This is a genomic window from Paraburkholderia sp. RL18-085-BIA-A (genome assembly GCF_046027075.1).
Lineage (GTDB): Bacteria > Pseudomonadota > Gammaproteobacteria > Burkholderiales > Burkholderiaceae > Paraburkholderia.
This window is the reverse complement of the sequence record NZ_JARESU010000025.1, coordinates 89,317-104,329: the sequence shown is the minus strand read 5'-3', so window position 1 is coordinate 104,329 and position 15,013 is coordinate 89,317. Positions and strand designations below refer to the sequence as shown.

The following is a 15,013-nucleotide window of genomic DNA, read 5'->3' as shown; positions in this document are numbered from 1 at the left end:
CTTCAAATGCGGTAATCGAATTCATCAGCAAGCCGGCTGGAAGTCGCCCAAGTTTTTCATGGCGAATTGTGAGTGCGCGTTTGGCAGCAGCGGCATTGTATCCACAGCAGGCCATCTACAGCTACCCGGTTCCACAAGAGCCCGGCGCCTCGCGAATTCTCCCGAACCGCATCATCTCGACCCTGAAGGAAATTCCGACCACGCAAGGGCTTATGGATGTGACCCGCCTGCCGTTGTCCGGAGCGACCGAAGAGTTGTTGCAAATCTCAGAATGCAAGCCGCCGTTTGTGTTGCGGTACCCGGAGCAGCACGCGGATGTGTCTCTCGACTGGAATGCAGAAGAGCTTCCCGATGCGTTGCTTTGGATTAGCAACGGTGGGCGTACACACGAACCCTGGTCAGGGCGACACTTCGCTGTAGGGGGTGGAGCCGGCCAACAGCTTCTTTGACCTCAGCCGGGTGGCGATTCCACCTGCCAATCATCCGGCTCTCCGGTCGCTCCGGATTGGTCTTCAAAGCAGGAATGCCGCGGACCATTTCGTACCCGTCTGTCGGTACGGGCGCTATGAAGTCTGACTAGCGGCTGTGAATTCGCGCAGAGCAGACGGGTATCTGATGTCTGGAGGCCGTTATCGGCGACCAAGTCTATCGCTTTGTCCGAAGCTTCACGCAAGTCGGCGACGTGGTAGCGGTGGTCTTTTCCGCAGATGAGCCGCCGGTCGTTACTAGCAAGCCGAGCCTTCGGCGTCGGTCAGTTGCAGATGACGCGATGTGGTGCAGGCACGTTGAGTTGCCGTGATGGAAACTTGGTCGGTAGGATACGGTCACACGAGCCATGACCCATTGCCCGCCCCCTCGGGCAAGGACTACCATCACTGCACGCCAATTTACTTAAAGGAGGACTCGTGCGTTTGAAGAATTACTTCGCATGGCTGCTGTACATTGCAGCGCTCGCTTCTCCCGGCGCGCGGGCGAGCGACATTCAATGTGCTACGACCCGTCAACCGGCTGAACGCGTGATATGTGACCACGCCATTTTGGACAACGAGTATGACGATATTGTCGCTCAGCAGCAGGCCTTGCTGAGTAGCCGGAAGCTATCGTCTGCGCAACTCGCCCAGTGGAGGCAGTCACGGAACGCCTGCACCGACGTCCACTGCATTGATACGGTATTCGCGAAGTGGAAGGTGATGGCCAGGTCGCTCGAAGCCGCTACTGCGGCTGTACCGGCGCCGATTATGGCTTCGGCTACTGCCATGGCCCCTGTCGGACCTACGTCGGAAACAATTGTCCCTCCCGCATCCCAAGCCTTGCCGACATCGGAAGCATCCCTTGTGCGTCAAGGGAGTGCCGCCGGCGTGGCCCTTCCGCAGCCGGTCGCAACGCAAGCGTCTTCGCCCGCTGTCGCTTCTGCTGCTTCCAGTCCGGGTGACTCTCGCAGCTTGATCGGGATGAACGCCGGTTTGTTGGCGGCCTTGCTTGTCGCGGTTGGATTCGGAGCGCTTTTCCGACGCCGCAAGAAGAACGGTGGCGGCCGGGAGAACCGTTAAACAAAATTCGCGGGAAAGGCGAGCCCCGTGCCCCAACCGAGCGGCAATGTGCAAGGCGCCAGCAACTTCCGTCCTCGGTAGAGTGCCGCTGCGATCGATGCCCTAGCTTTTTCCCTTTCGATCGTGGCATATTGCGACCACATTGATGAGGAGGCCACTTGATGGCAACGACTTTGCAAACAATCGAAGTGAAAATGAAAAAACTGCAGGCACAGGCGGATGCATTGACGACAAAAGAGACCGTGAAGGTCCTAAAGACCATTCATGAGTTGATGGAAAAGCACGGCCTGACGGCTGCGGACATTGATGGTCACGCTGGCGGCAAGCGGGGCGCGAAGAAGGTCGGAGCGAAGACTGTCGGCAAGAAGAGCGTTGCCGCGGCCAAGTACCGCGACCCGGAAACCGGCGCGACCTGGACGGGACATGGCCGAGCGCCAGGCTGGATTGCAGGCGCGAAGAATCGTGGGAAGTTTCTTGTTGACGGAGGGACGGCGACGGCGAAGCCGGCTTCCGCTGGCAACGCGAAGGCTGCGGTCAAGAAGACTTCAAAGACGTTTGGTGCGAGCGTTGGTAAGGGACAGCCGAAAGGTCGTCAACCAGCGCTTTATCGTGACCCAAAGAGCGGTGCGACGTGGAGTGGAAGGGGACGCGCGCCAGGTTGGATTGCTGAAGCCAAGAACCGGTCGAAGTTTTTGATAGGCTGAGCTGGTCGGTACCGGCGGCAGCATGGGTACCGACGCAAGCCAAAATCGCCAGCCCTCTGTGTTCGGTCTGCTGGCGGCAGCCGGTGGCCACTCCAGTTATGAAGGTGTGCCTCCGGCTCGGGCAATGCAGTCGGGGGTAGTCAGAACTGACTGCAGGGGGCGGTGGCGGCGAGGGTCGGTAACGGAATGGCACCCACCCAGGCTGCCGGTGGCGCTTGCGGTGGTGGCGTGGGCGGGACGATGAGTATTCCGGGCGGCGTGGGCCACGCGAACACCGGTGGTGACGCGGGCGTTGGCGGTAGCGGCGTCGTGACTGTCGCGTACTGACGTGCTGACGCACCCTGAACGAACCAGGGCGCCTGCTCTCGCGCAGGCACTTTGTATTTCAGCGCCGGGTCTCGGAACGCCTCACTTGAGCTAGACTGATTTGAGCAACCGGAAGGAGACTTGGATGATACGCAAGACGCTCAATGCCTCGCAGCTACAGCAGGAGGTCAACCGGCGAATCCATCGACTGCAGGAAATCGTCGAGGACGGCGTGAAGATTCGTGTGCCGCGTCCGCGGTTACAGGAGCCGGACAAAACAGGCTGCAACTGGAACATGACGCACTTCGGCAACGCGGTCGGCTTCGAGCGCGACATCGAGGGCGTGCTCAAGGCCGTGCGTGCGGAATACAACCTTAATACCGAAGCCAAAGACACCGGGAACCCGTTTGGGGACTAGCCGTAAAAGAAGACCTCCACGACACCGCTGTGCGTGGAGGCATGACGTACTTCAGGTACTGAGATACGTTTTGGCCTATACCTTGAAGTCGAGCGCTTCAGCGCTGGGATGACTTCGTTCTCGACCGCAGCTAATCAAAATGGCCAGCTATTACGCAGTCTTCGGCACCGATAAGCCGGACATGCGGGAAGTCCGTGAGCGTGTTCGCTCGGGCCATCGAACCTATCTGCGAAGCGCGGCGCAGCACGGCGTGTTTGTGCGTCTTGGCGGACCCACGCTGGCGCCGCTTTGCAAGGTGGACGACATCGCCGCCGTCATGCAATTTGCCGGAAACGGCCCGTACATGAAAGAAGGGTTTGTCGCGCGCATGGAGGCGGGTCCGTGGGACTGGAGCTTGTGCAATTCTGAGCGGCGGGTGTGGGTGATGAATGCAAGTCAGCTGTGTCAGGTTGCCGAAGTCCCGGACGGTGGTGCACGCGTCATCGACGAAGAACGCGCGGGCCGTCCTGCTGTGGGTGGGCGGTGGCCAGAAAGTGTGGGCGTATTTAACTCACTGCCCGCATTTTTCGCTACCGCTTGATTTCGAGCCTGGAAACGTCTCGTGCTATTGCGCGCAGGTTCTGATGTGCGCGCACCATAGCGCGTTGTTCAGGTTCGGTGACGAGCAGTGCATCGGCGGGCATGCGCCGGCTCAGCTCTGGTAGCAGTTCCGGTTGCGGTTGACGAGAGTGCCCGGGTCGTCCTGACTTGATAGCCGTGACAAGAGCGCATGCCGGGGGCAGACGCTGTATTGCCCGCGTCGTCGACGCAGGCTGCCGGATTCAATTCGGTGAGACGTTGGCGGGCGCGCGCGAAATCAGTTTGGCGTTGTTCGAAAGGGGCGAATGCGTAGTGTGAGTCTGCACCACCTCTGTTTTCGCAAACTGAAGCGTAGTGCTCGCCAGAAGCTGGCGTCCAGTTGGAATGATTTGAGCCCCGATAACCATCCCCAGCAATCCCACGAGGGCCACCATTGGCGGCGCAGGCGAGCGTACACGAATCAGGCTGTATATCGCACCGGCGAGAATGCCACCAAGGAGCGAGAGAATATAAGGTTTCATTGGCAGAAAATTCCTCGGACTCGCGTATCAGCGTGCTCGATGGTTGTCGCGAACTATTTGCATTCTGGTAATTGCCATGGACATTGCGCTGAAAGGCCCGCACCGGGATGATGATTCCGGATGCGAGCCTCGCATTTCAGCTCAGGATGCATCGCCCCGTCACGTCTTCGCCGGGACCGCGGCGAGAGACTCGTGCTTCGTTTCGGTGCGCTGGGGTGCCTTATGAACCATCGTGTAGGCGTAGTCGACGCCCATCCCGTATGCCCCAGAATGTTCTTTCACGATTTTCATCACGGCGTCATACGTTTCTTTGCGCGCCCAGTCGCGCTGCCACTCGAGCATGACCTGTTGCCATGTGACCGGGACGGCGCCGGCCTGGACCATCCGTTGCATTGCGTAGTCGTGCGCGTCCTTCGAGGTGGCGCCGGATGCATCGGCGACCATGTAAATTTCGTAGCCGCCTTCGAGCATCGCGCAGAGCGCGAACGTCGTGTTGCAGACCTCCGTCCACAGGCCGGCGACGACGACCTTGTTCCGGCCGTTTTTCTTGAGCGCGTCGCGGACCTTCTGGTCGTCCCACGAGTTCATCGAGGTTCGTTCCAGAGTGGGCTGGTCCGGGAACACGTCGAGCAGCTCCGGGTACGAGAAGCCAGAGAAGCTTTCGCTCTCGACTGTCGTGATAGTCGTCGGGATATTGAATGTCTTCGCCGCCTTTGCCAGTCCGACGACGTTGTTCTTCAATACTTGCCGGTCGATTGACTGGACGCCAAAGGCCATCTGAGGCTGTTGGTCGATAAAGATGATTTGGCTGTTGGTCGGAGTAAGTACTTCCAGTTTCTCTTGGCTCATGATGCCATCCGTTCGTATGAGGTGTTAACAAAACGTCGCGCCAGATTTGAGCGCCAGAAGAGCCCCTCGCGTTGCTCTAGTGAACCCAATAACGACGTGTCTCTCGCTGGAGAAATAAGACATGAGCTATACCGTCCCGTGGTCCAAAGAAGCATAGTCGACATTGCCTGGATGTGAAGATGTCGATGGAGATACCAGGGTTTATGTATGCGTTCGATGCCACCAAGATACTTTTCTTTGGAGATGAAAAGTCATAAGCTGCGAGGAAAGTGAAAGATTCGTTATCCTTCGATAGCCGATTTCTCGTTATGTTTTCGGTAAGTATGTATATTGCCCGGAGGATTGCATAGGTCGTGCTGGTGCGCATCCTTTGATGCCACGTCAATCAAGTCGTCGCAAGGTGGGACGACACTTTTCGAAGCCAGTTTTGCGAAGACGTGTTGGAATGCTTCGGTTCTCGGCTTGGTCATTGTCGTCGCGACTGGTTGCTTGCTGCGTACTTGAGGAGGGTTGGTCGATGAAAGCGTATGTGCTTTCGCTGCTGGCTGGAATCCTGGTAGGCGTGGTCTATAGCTTGATTGGCGTGCCGTCACCGGCGCCTCCTATCGTCGCCCTGGTGGGCCTTTTAGGCATACTCGCGGGCGAACAGATTTTCCCGGTTGCAAAGAAGATGCTTTCCGGAGCCAACTTTCGTGTGGCCTGGAGGGAGGAGCACTGCAATCAACACCTGTTTGGGTCTTTGCCTGGCCGGAACTCCGGAGGACCTCGGCCCATGGCGGGAGTATCGTCTGAGGAGAACCGTTCATGACGTCTCATCAAGATGCGCCGGACCTGATTCTTATTAATGGCCGGTTCACGACATTAGATAAATCGAAGCCAACTGCCGCTGCGGTTGCTATCAAGGACGGTAAATTCATTGCCGTCGGCGGCGACAGCGAGGTAAGTCGGCTCAAGTCCGATAGCACGCGCACGGTCGACCTGAAGGGACGCTCAGCTCTTCCGGGGTTGATCGACAACCATCTTCACATCATCCGTGGCGGGCTGAATTTCAACATGGAGCTTCGGTGGGATGGTGTGCGCTCACTGGCGACTGCAATGGAGATGCTCAAGGCGCAGGTTGCTATCACGCCGCCGCCTCAATGGGTACGTGTCGTCGGTGGATTCACGGAGCACCAGTTCGACGAGCGTCGCTTGCCGAGCATCGAGGAGCTGAACGCCGCAGCGCCAGACACACCGGTTTTTATGCTGCACCTCTACGACCGCGCGCTGCTGAACGCCGCGGCGCTGCGAGTGGTGGGCTACACCAAGGACACGCCTGAGCCCCCTGGAGGCGAGATTGTGCGCGATAGCGCGGGCAATCCGACAGGGTTGCTCCTGGCGAAGCCCAACGCGGCCATCCTTTATGCGACGTTGGCAAAGGGGCCCAAACTTCCTCCCGAATATCAGTTGAACTCGACGCGGCATTTCATGCGCGAGCTGAATCGATTGGGCGTCACCGGAGCCATTGATGCCGGTGGCGGGTTCCAGAACTTCCCGGAGGACTACGAGGTCGTCCAGAAGCTTGACGCTGAGGGACTGCTGACCATCAGGCTGGCCTACAACCTGTTCACTCAAAAGCCCAAGGGCGAGAAGGAAGACTTCCTCAACTGGACGAAGACGTCGAAGTATAAGGACGGGAACGACTACTTCCGGCACAACGGCGCAGGCGAGATGCTCACTTTCTCCGCGGCGGACTTCGAGGACTTCAGGGTGGCGCGCCCGGACATGCCTCCGGAAATGGAGGACGAGCTCGAAGGCGTCGTCCGCGTGCTCGTGGAGAATCGCTGGCCGTGGCGCATGCATGCGACGTACGACGAGACCATCAGTCGTGCGCTCGACGTGTTCGAGAAGGTGAACCGCGATACACCTCTCGCCGGCCTGAACTGGTTTTTCGACCATGCTGAGACTATTACCGAGAAGTCGATGGACCGCATCGCGGCTCTCGGCGGGGGCGTTGCTGTCCAGCATCGAATGGCGTACCAGGGCGAGTATTTCGTCGAGCGATATGGTGAGAAAGCTGCTGAGGGCACGCCTCCTGTTTCGCGAATGCTCGAGAAGGGGATTCATATGTCAGCGGGGACTGACGCAACTCGAGTGGCGTCCTACAACCCGTGGGTCTCCCTCGCCTGGCTGGTGACCGGCAAGACGGTCGGCGGCCTGCGCATTTATCCCCAGCGCAACTGTCTCGACCGCGAGACGGCCCTGCGCATGTGGACCGAGAAGGTCACCTGGTTCTCGAATGAAGTCGGCAAGAAAGGGCAGATTGCGGTTGGTCAGCTCGCGGACCTTATCGTCCCTGACCGCGACTTCTTTGCCTGCGCCGGGGACGACATCGCTGGTACGTCGTCCTTGCTGACAGTTGTTGGAGGCAAGGTTGTGTATGCGACTGGCGAATTCGCCTCGCTGGACGATGGCCCGCCTCCTCCGGCGATGCCGGACTGGTCGCCGGTGCGAAGGTATGGCGGGTTTGCCGCGTGGAAGCAGGGCGACGCGTACGGCGCGCCGCTTCAGCAGATGGCGTCGGCAGCATGTGACTGCGCGCGCGCTTGCCGCGTTCACGGTCACGACCATCGGCGCGCGTGGCTCGGCAATGCGCCGGCGTCGGACTACAAAAGCTTTTGGGGAGCGCTGGGGTGCGCGTGTTGGGCGGTCTAGGGAGAGGGCCAGTGGCGGACAGTCCATCCTGGGTAGCGATGCTGCTGCGTCAACCCTGGGTGATGCCATTGGTCCGCATCTGTCTTGTCTCAGCGTACCTCATTGGCGGTGTCGCCAAGCTGATGCATTTCGACGCCGCGGTCGCCGAGCAGGTGCACTTCGGTCTCCATCCAGGGTGGCTTTGGGCCACCCTGGCGATTTTCGTGGAGATCGCCGGCTCCCTGTGCGTCATCTTCAACAGGTTCACGTGGCTCGGAGCGGGAACGCTGGCTGGGTTGACGGGAGTGGCGATGCTCGTGGCGAACGACTTCTGGCGTCTGGAAGGAGTGGCGCGCTTCGTTGCGTTGAACAGTTTCTTCGAACACCTCGGGCTTGTTGCCGCCTTCGTGATGGTCACCTATGTGGCCAGCGGTGAGCGACGCTCTCGCGTCTAAAAGAAAGACAGGAAACTCACTATCATGCGCAACCTTCAATCCCTCGGTGTCGCCGTTGCCCTTGCTTTTGGCCTCGTTGCGGCTGCCCCGTCGACTTCTTTCGGAAAGGCAAACATTGGGACGCCGCAGTCGGCGGTTTTCTCGGTCGGGCCACAATACGACACCACTCACGTGTATGTGGCACCTGAGGACTTCGACAAGTTCACGGACAGCGTCGTCGCCACGTTTGGCGGCCACAAATCGCAGCAAGGCGTCTTCCAGGTGACGCCGACACCGAGCCAGACGATGTCTCAACTGGTCTTCACGCCAGTAGGAACTATTTCGGTGTTCGGCTTCAAGACGCCGATTCCGTATCCTTTTGGTGACGAGCGTACCGGCTACCTGGTCACGGACATGGACGGCGCGATGAAGTCGGCGAAGGCTCACGGTGCCGATGTCGTGGTCGATACGTTCCCGGACCCGATTGGGCGCGATGCAGTCATCTCGTGGCCGGGCGGCGTGCACATGCAGCTCTACTGGCACACGCAGGCTCCGAACTACGAGGCGCTCGAGACCGTTCCGGAGAACCGGGTGTATGTCTCGCCGGGACGTGCGAACGCACTCGTCAAGAACTGGGTCGCGTTCTCGCACGGGAAGGTGGTTTCCGACAATCACAGCGCGCCCGGCGTTGAAATCGGTCGGGCGAACGATACCTTCCGGCGCGTTCGACTGACGTCGGGATTCGGGAACATGACCGTCTTTGTGACCGATGGACATCTGCCGTACCCATACGGGCGCGAGATGACCGGGTATGAAGTGAAGGACTTCGATGACACCTTGAAGAAGGCTCAGGCCGCTGGTGTTTCGGTTCTCGTGCAGCCTTTCACGTCGGACCGGAGAGAATCGGCAATCGTCCAGTTCCCGGGTGGATACATTGCGGAAATTCACGCGGCTGCGAAATAGGACAGCGTCACGACAAAAAGAGCGTCGATATGCGAGAGGCCAAACCTCGCTAACGCTTCTCCATAAGGTGAGCAATGAATGACGATAGTTTGCTCTCTGCGACTGCTGGTTATGTCGACACTCTCAGCTTTTTCGCGCTGTTCGGCCTGTTCACCGCGCACGTGACGGGGAACTTCGTGCTCATTGGTGGTGGTGTCGCAGGGTATGGGCAGGGCGTCTTCCTTAAATTGATGGCGTTTCCTGCTTTTATCCTCGGCGTCGCGCTGAGCAGCTTCATCATTCGCGGCGCAAACCCCGAGACGCCGATGCGCGGCGCGTGCATGCTCTACGCCGTGCAGGCGCTTCTGCTTCTGGCGTTCTGCTTTGCAGGTGTCAGGCTCGGACCCGGGTTCAACCCGGAAAATTGGGCAGTGGTCGTGTGTGGGATGATTGGCGCGACCGCGATGGGTGTCCAGAACGCCCACAGCCGTCTTGTTGCCCGGCCCGGTGTGCCGAACACAGTCATGACCGGGAACGTGACGCAGGTCATTCTCGACGCGCTTGACCTGTGTTCGTCGCGCGTTGCAGCGGACACAAAGACTGCTGCACGAACGCGAGTCGCCAAAATGCTTCCAGCAATCGCAGCGTTCGGGCTCGGCGCCGTCGCCGGTGCTCTGGCTTACAGACACTTTGGCTTCTGGGCTCTACTGTTGCCGGTAATCGGGCTCGCCTGGCTGGCAATGCACGCGTGGATGCACCGGAACGCGGTAGGTAAGCTTGCCTCTTGATACCTTCTCCTGCGCGCGCACTCGCTGGTCGTGCTACAGAGAGGGGGCATCGACGGTGCCTTGATGGCATCTGAAGAGTGCGTGGGGTATGCGGTGGCGGAGGGCTCCACTCCATGGAGGCCGGAAGAACAATGTGTGACGGGGCGGGAGGCCAGGTGGGATGCAACTCGCGGCATATATAGGGATTGCCGTTGCTGGGCTTGCGCTCGGTTTCTGTGAAGAGGCACGGGCGGATAACGAGGGGCAATCCTCTCAGCAGTCCGGCACGCCGACTGAAACGTGTGACGCCAAGCGGCCGGTCGTGATGTTCAATCGCTGGCAAGAAGATTGGTCCGTTCTCAAGAATCCCTGTGTACCGCGCAAGCCACTGGACAGCCTGAAATATATCCCGCTCGGAGGTGACCCATATTCGTATCTGTCGCTCGGGGCCAATCTGCGCGAGCGCCTCGAGATCAACAATGCGCCTCTATTCGGCATCGGCTCGGGACAGCCGGATACCTACGTGATCCAGCGCGCGCAGGTCAGTGCCGATGCGCGTATTGGCCCGTACCTTCAGTTCTTTGCGCAACTCGAAGATGCCAGGCCGTTCGGCAAGGATATGGTGACCCCTGTTGACAAGAATCCGCTCGATCTGGAACAGGCATTTGTTGCGTGGGTCAGTCCGCTTGGGCCCGGAACGTTGAAAGTCCGCGTCGGCCGTCAGGAAATGGCATTCGACCTTCAGCGGTTCATTTCGGTTCGGGACGGTCCGAACGTACGGCAGGCGTACGACGCTATCTGGGCCGATTACGAGTACCAGAAATGGCGCTTCATCGGTTATCTGACCCAGCCCGTTCAGTACCGCGACGTCACGGTATTCGACGACACGTCGAATCGCAATTTGACCTTCAGCGGCGTGCGTTTCGAACGGCAGGGCGTTGGGCCTGGAGACCTGTCTGGATACTATTCGTTTTACACCCGTGCCGGTGCGAAGTTCCTTGATGCGCAAGGCGAAGAGCATCGCAACGTGTTCGACCTGCGATATACGGGGAAAATCGCTGCAACGGATTGGGACGTGGAGTCGATGTATCAAACGGGCCACGTCGGCGACAAGCCGATTGCTGCATGGGCGGTTGGCTCGCTGTTCGGCTACACGCTCGATTCTCCCTGGAAGCCGCGGTTCGGTGTGCAGGTTGATGCGGCATCCGGTGACCGTCAGTTGAACGACAGCCGCGTCGAGACCTTCAATCCGCTTTTCCCGAACGGTTATTACTTCACGTTGGCGGGCTACACCGGGTATGCCAACCTCATCCATGTGAAGCCCTCGATTACACTCAAGCCGTCCAGCAAGCTGGCCTTGTTATTCGCCGTTGGATTCCAATGGCGGATGAGCACGAACGACGCCATTTATCAGCAGGGAAGTGCTGTCGTCCCGGGTACCGCTGGCCACGGCACGCGATGGACCGGCGCCTATGCACAGATACGTGCTGACTGGACCGTGGCGACCAACCTGATTGCAGCCGTTGAGGCCGTTCATTTCCAGGTCGGAGATTCTGTTCGCGAACTGGGCGGGAGCAACGCCGACTATGTTGGGCTGGAGCTGAAGTTTGGCTGGTAGCGTCGCACGGGCGAGCCTCGGGCGCCGTATCATACGGAAGAAAGAGAAGCATCAAGATGCCTGTCCAAGCGGCGCTCGTGCTCTCGGAATAGCTCATGGATAACGTCCAGTTTTTCCACTACCTGCTAATGCTGATGGCGGGTGCGTGCGTGCTGACCTGGCTCGCGAACCGAGCGGCATTTCCGCCCGCGCTCGCGCTCCTTGTCGGCGGGTGTTGCGCAGCCCTGTTTGGCGGGCATTCGCCCGAAATCGACCCCGGTCTTGTGCTTGCAGCGGTCCTTCCGCCGCTCCTGATGTCGAGTGCGTTTTATACGGCGTGGGACGACTTTCAAAGAGAGGTCGGCCCCATCATTTCCCTGGCATTGGGGGCCGTGATGTTCACCACGGTCGTCGTCGCGGCCGTCGTGCACGCTGTTAACCCTTCGTTGCCGTGGAGCGCTTGCTTCGCATTGGGCGCTATTGTCTCGCCGCCTGACGCAGTCGCTGCGAAGGCGATACTTCAACGTAATCCGCTGCCCGGCAGGTTGGTGACCACGCTCGAGGGTGAAAGCCTGGTTAACGACGCGTCGGGCCTCCTGCTTTATCAGATAGCCATTCTGTCCGCATCGACGGCCAACATTACGCTGGCAAAAGGCGGCAATCTCTTTCTCGCGCTCACAGCCATTGGAGTCGCCGTAGGAGCTCTGAGTGGCACGGTGATGACCTGGTTGATAGCCAGGATTGAGGATGTCGCTATCGGCATCACGGTGACATTCATCATGGCGTGGGCAAGCTACGCCATAGCTGAGGAAATGGGCGGCTCTGGTGTCCTCTCGGTTGTGACGTGCGGACTAATATTGGGGATTTGCCAGCATCGGATTTTCGGCGCCAGCATGCGTCTGAAGGCGAAGGCCACATGGGAAGCAGTCGAGTTCATTCTTGACTCTCTGGTGTTCATCCTTATCGGCCTCGCACTGCGCGGCATCGTGGTCCGCATGCAGCAGCAAGATTTGTTGCTGGTCGCTGGCCTGAATATGGCCATACCGACCATCATCGCTACCTTCGTTGCGAGACTGGTATGGGTCGGCGTCGCGATGTACATTCCGGGGCAACTGTTCAAGAAGACGAAGGTGGTTCGGGCCTGGTCGCTCCGCGAGTCTGTGATTCTCGCGTGGGCGGGTATGCGCGGAGTGGTCAGCCTGGTGGCCGCACTTGCGTTACCCAACGATTTTCCCGCGCGCGACCTGATTGTCTTCAGCTCCTTCGCGCTCATCATTTCCACCCTGGTCATCCAGGGCGGGACGTTATCGCTTTTGATTCGCCTCGTTCGAATTCGTCCGGTGAGGCGGCAGACGATGTCTGAGCTGGAGGCGAGGTCAAAAACATTCAATGCGGCGCTGCAGGAGCTGGAAGCGCGAGAGGCCGCCAGCGAGGAGGCCGAGGATGTTGCGCTCGAGCGGCTCATGGACGAATACAAGGTTCGGGTAAGCAATAATGACCGGGCCCATCGCGAAGGAGCCGAGCAGGTCAATGTCAGAGCGCGACAACTACGCCTGGAACTCGAAATGGTGAGCGTGTCGCGCCGGGAACTGTTGAAGCTCAAGGAGGCAGGGCGCATCGATGATGCGGTCCTGCATCGGATAGAAGCCGAACTTGACTTCGAAGAGCTGAGGCTCTTGCGCCTCCTGGAACCCTGACTGGAGCGTGCCACGCGCACAGCCCGTGCAACTGCTACTACCAGTGTTACCGCAAGCAACGAAACCGGACGACGACGCGGAGCTTGCTCGCGGCTCGCCTTCGACGGCACGGATGCGGGCTCGGATCCCAATATCGGTGTGGCGCCCCCGGATGTCGACCTGGTCTGCGAGCGGATTCGCCCGTTGCCAACGACCCGCGGGCACGAGTAAGCGCCCGCATAGGCTCATGATTGACGCGAGCCGAAAGATACCCTACACCGGTGCTTTCGGTGGCATTTCGCTTGCGACTGCAGAAGACCGCAAGACCGCCAGCCTTTTATCCAGGTTCCAGGATGCGCTTGCCCTTAGACATTCTTCTTTCACCAAGCTGGGGCATGTCCCCTGATAAGGAGTTTCTTCTTTCTTGATTTGAGAGAGGAAGCTCTCTTAGACAGGGAAGAACTCTTTTTGGCGTTTTAGGCAGTCGGGTTTATATGCGAGCGGAGCGGTTGCAGGGTACGCATGGTGAGTTGTGCCACTAGCGACTTGTTTGCACCGCGCCCGGCGAGGACCGCGGGAATGGGTGGCTGGCACCTATGCAAAGCAGGTTAGCGACATGCCGGTTACTGCTGACCCTGATGATCACTCACACCGACAAGACGGTAGCCGATACCCGTCTCCGTGATAATGTGCTCGGGCTGCGCCGGATCGTCCTCAAGTTTCTGCCGCAGATGTCCCATGTAGACTCGCAAATAATGGTCGTTGGTGGTGCGTGTTGGACCCCACACCTCCTGAAGTAGTTGGCGATGAGTCATAACCCATCCTGCACGGGATACGAGCGCCGACAGTAGCCGGTATTCGATCGGGCTGAGATGGACGGTCTGGCCGTCGCGCATCACCGTCCGCTCGGCGAGATCGATCGTGACAGAGCCGAAATACACTCTCGTTGACTCCAGCCTGCCGCTGCGAGTTTGGCGCCGCAGATGTGCACGAATGCGTGCAGTGAGTTCTGGCATACCGAATGGCTTGGTCAGGTAGTCATCCGCGCCGGCGTCGAGCGCCGCGACTTTATGCTCCTCCCGACTGCGTGCCGACAGGACGATCACCGGCACAGCGGACCATTTACGCAGTTCCCGGATCACCTCAATACCGTCCATATCCGGCAAGCCGAGATCGACGATGACGAGATCAGGCCGCCGTGTCGTGGCCTGGGCCAGCCCTTGCGCGCCCGTTTCAGCCTCGCAGACCGTCATTCCATCCGCTTCCAGGGAGGCGTGTACGAAACGGCGGATGTGTCTGTCGTCTTCGATCAGAACAATTGTAGTCGTCGGCTCGCTCATGTTTTTTTCGCGTTGACGGCCCGCATCCAGCACCGCCTGTTTGCAGCCGTGTCGTGCGCCGGCAGCGCAATTGTCATTGCATCGGCTTGAGGTCGTCGAGTGCGAGATTCAGCTTCAGTACGTTCACACGCGCTTCGCCAAAAATGCCGAACTGCCGGCCGGAGGTATAGCGGGCAATCAGTCCGTTGATCTGGTCCACCGTCAAACCGCGGGCTTTCGCAACGCGTGCCGCCTGATAGGCCGCTGCTGCCGGGCTGATCTCAGGATCGAGACCGCTGCCCGACGAGGTGACCAGGTCGACGGGCACGGGCTGCGACATGTCGGTGCCTGCAGCCTTGAGTGCATCGATGCGGCCTTTCACTTCGTCGGCGAGTGCGGGGTTGGTCGGACCGAGGTTCGAGCCACTCGAGCCTTGGGCGTTGTACGGCATCGGCGTAGTAGCCGATAGCCGCCCCCAGAAATAATAGGGCGCATCAAACTGCTGGCCGATTAACTCCGAACCGACCATCTTGCCGTTGTGCTCGATCAGGCTGCCGCCCGCCGGGCGAGCAAATGCCGCATGGCCAACTGCCGTCACCACGAGCGGATAGACCACTCCTGTCAACACGGTCATCAAAACGAACAGCACGAGCACGGGACGAATCAGGTTTTTCATGA

Annotated in this window: 15 protein-coding genes and 3 pseudogenes; 14 read left to right on the top strand and 4 right to left on the bottom strand. The window is 59.4% G+C overall.

Annotated elements, in window-relative coordinates:
• The 7 genes and pseudogenes from P0D89_RS19220 to P0D89_RS19190 all read left to right on the top strand — a co-directional run.
• Positions 1-449 (top strand): annotated as a pseudogene (locus P0D89_RS19220) (hypothetical protein); the annotation flags it as partial.
• Between the two features lie 456 nt (positions 450-905).
• A complete protein-coding gene (locus P0D89_RS19215; RefSeq protein ID WP_408376986.1) occupies positions 906-1,550 on the top strand; it encodes a lysozyme inhibitor LprI family protein in 645 nt (214 codons plus the stop codon).
• 161 nt (positions 1,551-1,711) lie between these two features.
• Complete coding sequence (locus P0D89_RS19210; protein WP_408362580.1) at positions 1,712-2,254, top strand: H-NS family nucleoid-associated regulatory protein; 543 nt, start codon at positions 1,712-1,714, stop codon at positions 2,252-2,254.
• A gap of 186 nt (positions 2,255-2,440) precedes the next feature.
• On the top strand, positions 2,441-2,581 hold the full coding sequence (locus P0D89_RS19205) for a hypothetical protein (protein WP_408362579.1): 141 nt from the start codon (positions 2,441-2,443) through the stop codon (positions 2,579-2,581).
• A gap of 124 nt (positions 2,582-2,705) precedes the next feature.
• Complete coding sequence (locus P0D89_RS19200) at positions 2,706-2,978, top strand: hypothetical protein (RefSeq protein WP_408362578.1); 273 nt, start codon at positions 2,706-2,708, stop codon at positions 2,976-2,978.
• A 139-nt stretch (positions 2,979-3,117) separates the two neighbouring features.
• A pseudogene (locus P0D89_RS19195) lies at positions 3,118-3,396 on the top strand (YciI family protein); the annotation flags it as partial.
• 6 nt (positions 3,397-3,402) lie between these two features.
• Positions 3,403-3,729, top strand: a pseudogene (locus tag P0D89_RS19190) (Rieske (2Fe-2S) protein).
• Between the two features lie 70 nt (positions 3,730-3,799).
• Here the strand turns inward: P0D89_RS19190 and P0D89_RS19185 are convergent.
• Entirely contained in the window at positions 3,800-4,078 is a 279-nt protein-coding gene (locus tag P0D89_RS19185; RefSeq protein ID WP_408362577.1) for a DUF1427 family protein, read from the bottom strand.
• A 159-nt stretch (positions 4,079-4,237) separates the two neighbouring features.
• Positions 4,238-4,927: a hydrolase gene (locus tag P0D89_RS19180; protein ID WP_408376985.1), complete on the bottom strand. Its 690-nt coding sequence runs from the start codon at positions 4,925-4,927 to the stop codon at positions 4,238-4,240.
• A 517-nt stretch (positions 4,928-5,444) separates the two neighbouring features.
• Here P0D89_RS19180 and P0D89_RS19175 point away from each other — a divergent pair.
• From P0D89_RS19175 to P0D89_RS19145, 7 genes are all read left to right on the top strand, one after another.
• Complete coding sequence (locus tag P0D89_RS19175; RefSeq protein ID WP_408362575.1) at positions 5,445-5,735, top strand: XapX domain-containing protein; 291 nt, start codon at positions 5,445-5,447, stop codon at positions 5,733-5,735.
• On the top strand, positions 5,732-7,621 hold the full coding sequence (locus P0D89_RS19170; RefSeq protein ID WP_408376984.1) for an amidohydrolase: 1,890 nt from the start codon (positions 5,732-5,734) through the stop codon (positions 7,619-7,621). The genes P0D89_RS19175 and P0D89_RS19170 overlap by 4 nt, the downstream gene beginning before the upstream one ends.
• 38 nt (positions 7,622-7,659) lie before the next feature.
• Positions 7,660-8,055 carry a DoxX family protein gene (locus tag P0D89_RS19165; RefSeq protein ID WP_408362583.1) on the top strand — a complete coding sequence of 132 codons (396 nt, stop codon included), beginning with the start codon at positions 7,660-7,662 and terminating at the stop codon, positions 8,053-8,055.
• A gap of 24 nt (positions 8,056-8,079) precedes the next feature.
• A complete protein-coding gene (locus tag P0D89_RS19160; RefSeq protein ID WP_408362573.1) occupies positions 8,080-8,997 on the top strand; it encodes a glyoxalase in 918 nt (305 codons plus the stop codon).
• A gap of 74 nt (positions 8,998-9,071) precedes the next feature.
• Positions 9,072-9,764: a YoaK family protein gene (locus P0D89_RS19155; protein WP_408362572.1), complete on the top strand. Its 693-nt coding sequence runs from the start codon at positions 9,072-9,074 to the stop codon at positions 9,762-9,764.
• A gap of 160 nt (positions 9,765-9,924) precedes the next feature.
• The gene (locus P0D89_RS19150; protein WP_408362571.1) at positions 9,925-11,361 is read left to right on the top strand and encodes an alginate export family protein; all 1,437 of its coding nucleotides are present in this window, start codon (positions 9,925-9,927) and stop codon (positions 11,359-11,361) included.
• A gap of 95 nt (positions 11,362-11,456) precedes the next feature.
• A complete protein-coding gene (locus P0D89_RS19145; protein WP_408362570.1) occupies positions 11,457-13,037 on the top strand; it encodes a cation:proton antiporter in 1,581 nt (526 codons plus the stop codon).
• Between the two features lie 602 nt (positions 13,038-13,639).
• Here P0D89_RS19145 and kdpE read toward each other — a convergent pair.
• Both kdpE and kdpC read right to left on the bottom strand, forming a co-directional pair.
• The gene (kdpE, locus tag P0D89_RS19140) at positions 13,640-14,356 is read right to left on the bottom strand and encodes a two-component system response regulator KdpE (RefSeq protein ID WP_408362569.1); all 717 of its coding nucleotides are present in this window, start codon (positions 14,354-14,356) and stop codon (positions 13,640-13,642) included.
• Positions 14,357-14,429: 73 nt separating this feature from the next.
• Entirely contained in the window at positions 14,430-15,011 is a 582-nt protein-coding gene (gene kdpC, locus P0D89_RS19135) for a potassium-transporting ATPase subunit KdpC (protein ID WP_408362568.1), read from the bottom strand.
• Between the last annotated feature and the right edge of the window lie 2 nt (positions 15,012-15,013).

What these genes read in the sequence shown, in the direction of transcription:
- kdpC (WP_408362568.1), bottom strand. Translation starts at nt 15,011, where the DNA reads ATGAAAAACCTGATTCGTCCCGTGCTCGTGCTGTTCGTTTTGATGACC.
- P0D89_RS19200 (WP_408362578.1), top strand. Translation starts at nt 2,706, where the DNA reads ATGATACGCAAGACGCTCAATGCCTCGCAGCTACAGCAGGAGGTCAAC.
- P0D89_RS19175 (WP_408362575.1), top strand. Translation starts at nt 5,445, where the DNA reads ATGAAAGCGTATGTGCTTTCGCTGCTGGCTGGAATCCTGGTAGGCGTG.
- P0D89_RS19210 (WP_408362580.1), top strand. Translation starts at nt 1,712, where the DNA reads ATGGCAACGACTTTGCAAACAATCGAAGTGAAAATGAAAAAACTGCAG.
- P0D89_RS19185 (WP_408362577.1), bottom strand. Translation starts at nt 4,078, where the DNA reads ATGAAACCTTATATTCTCTCGCTCCTTGGTGGCATTCTCGCCGGTGCG.
- P0D89_RS19170 (WP_408376984.1), top strand. Translation starts at nt 5,732, where the DNA reads ATGACGTCTCATCAAGATGCGCCGGACCTGATTCTTATTAATGGCCGG.
- P0D89_RS19155 (WP_408362572.1), top strand. Translation starts at nt 9,072, where the DNA reads ATGAATGACGATAGTTTGCTCTCTGCGACTGCTGGTTATGTCGACACT.
- P0D89_RS19145 (WP_408362570.1), top strand. Translation starts at nt 11,457, where the DNA reads ATGGATAACGTCCAGTTTTTCCACTACCTGCTAATGCTGATGGCGGGT.
- P0D89_RS19165 (WP_408362583.1), top strand. Translation starts at nt 7,660, where the DNA reads ATGCTGCTGCGTCAACCCTGGGTGATGCCATTGGTCCGCATCTGTCTT.
- P0D89_RS19205 (WP_408362579.1), top strand. Translation starts at nt 2,441, where the DNA reads ATGGCACCCACCCAGGCTGCCGGTGGCGCTTGCGGTGGTGGCGTGGGC.
- kdpE (WP_408362569.1), bottom strand. Translation starts at nt 14,356, where the DNA reads ATGAGCGAGCCGACGACTACAATTGTTCTGATCGAAGACGACAGACAC.
- P0D89_RS19150 (WP_408362571.1), top strand. Translation starts at nt 9,925, where the DNA reads ATGCAACTCGCGGCATATATAGGGATTGCCGTTGCTGGGCTTGCGCTC.
- P0D89_RS19180 (WP_408376985.1), bottom strand. Translation starts at nt 4,927, where the DNA reads ATGAGCCAAGAGAAACTGGAAGTACTTACTCCGACCAACAGCCAAATC.
- P0D89_RS19160 (WP_408362573.1), top strand. Translation starts at nt 8,080, where the DNA reads ATGCGCAACCTTCAATCCCTCGGTGTCGCCGTTGCCCTTGCTTTTGGC.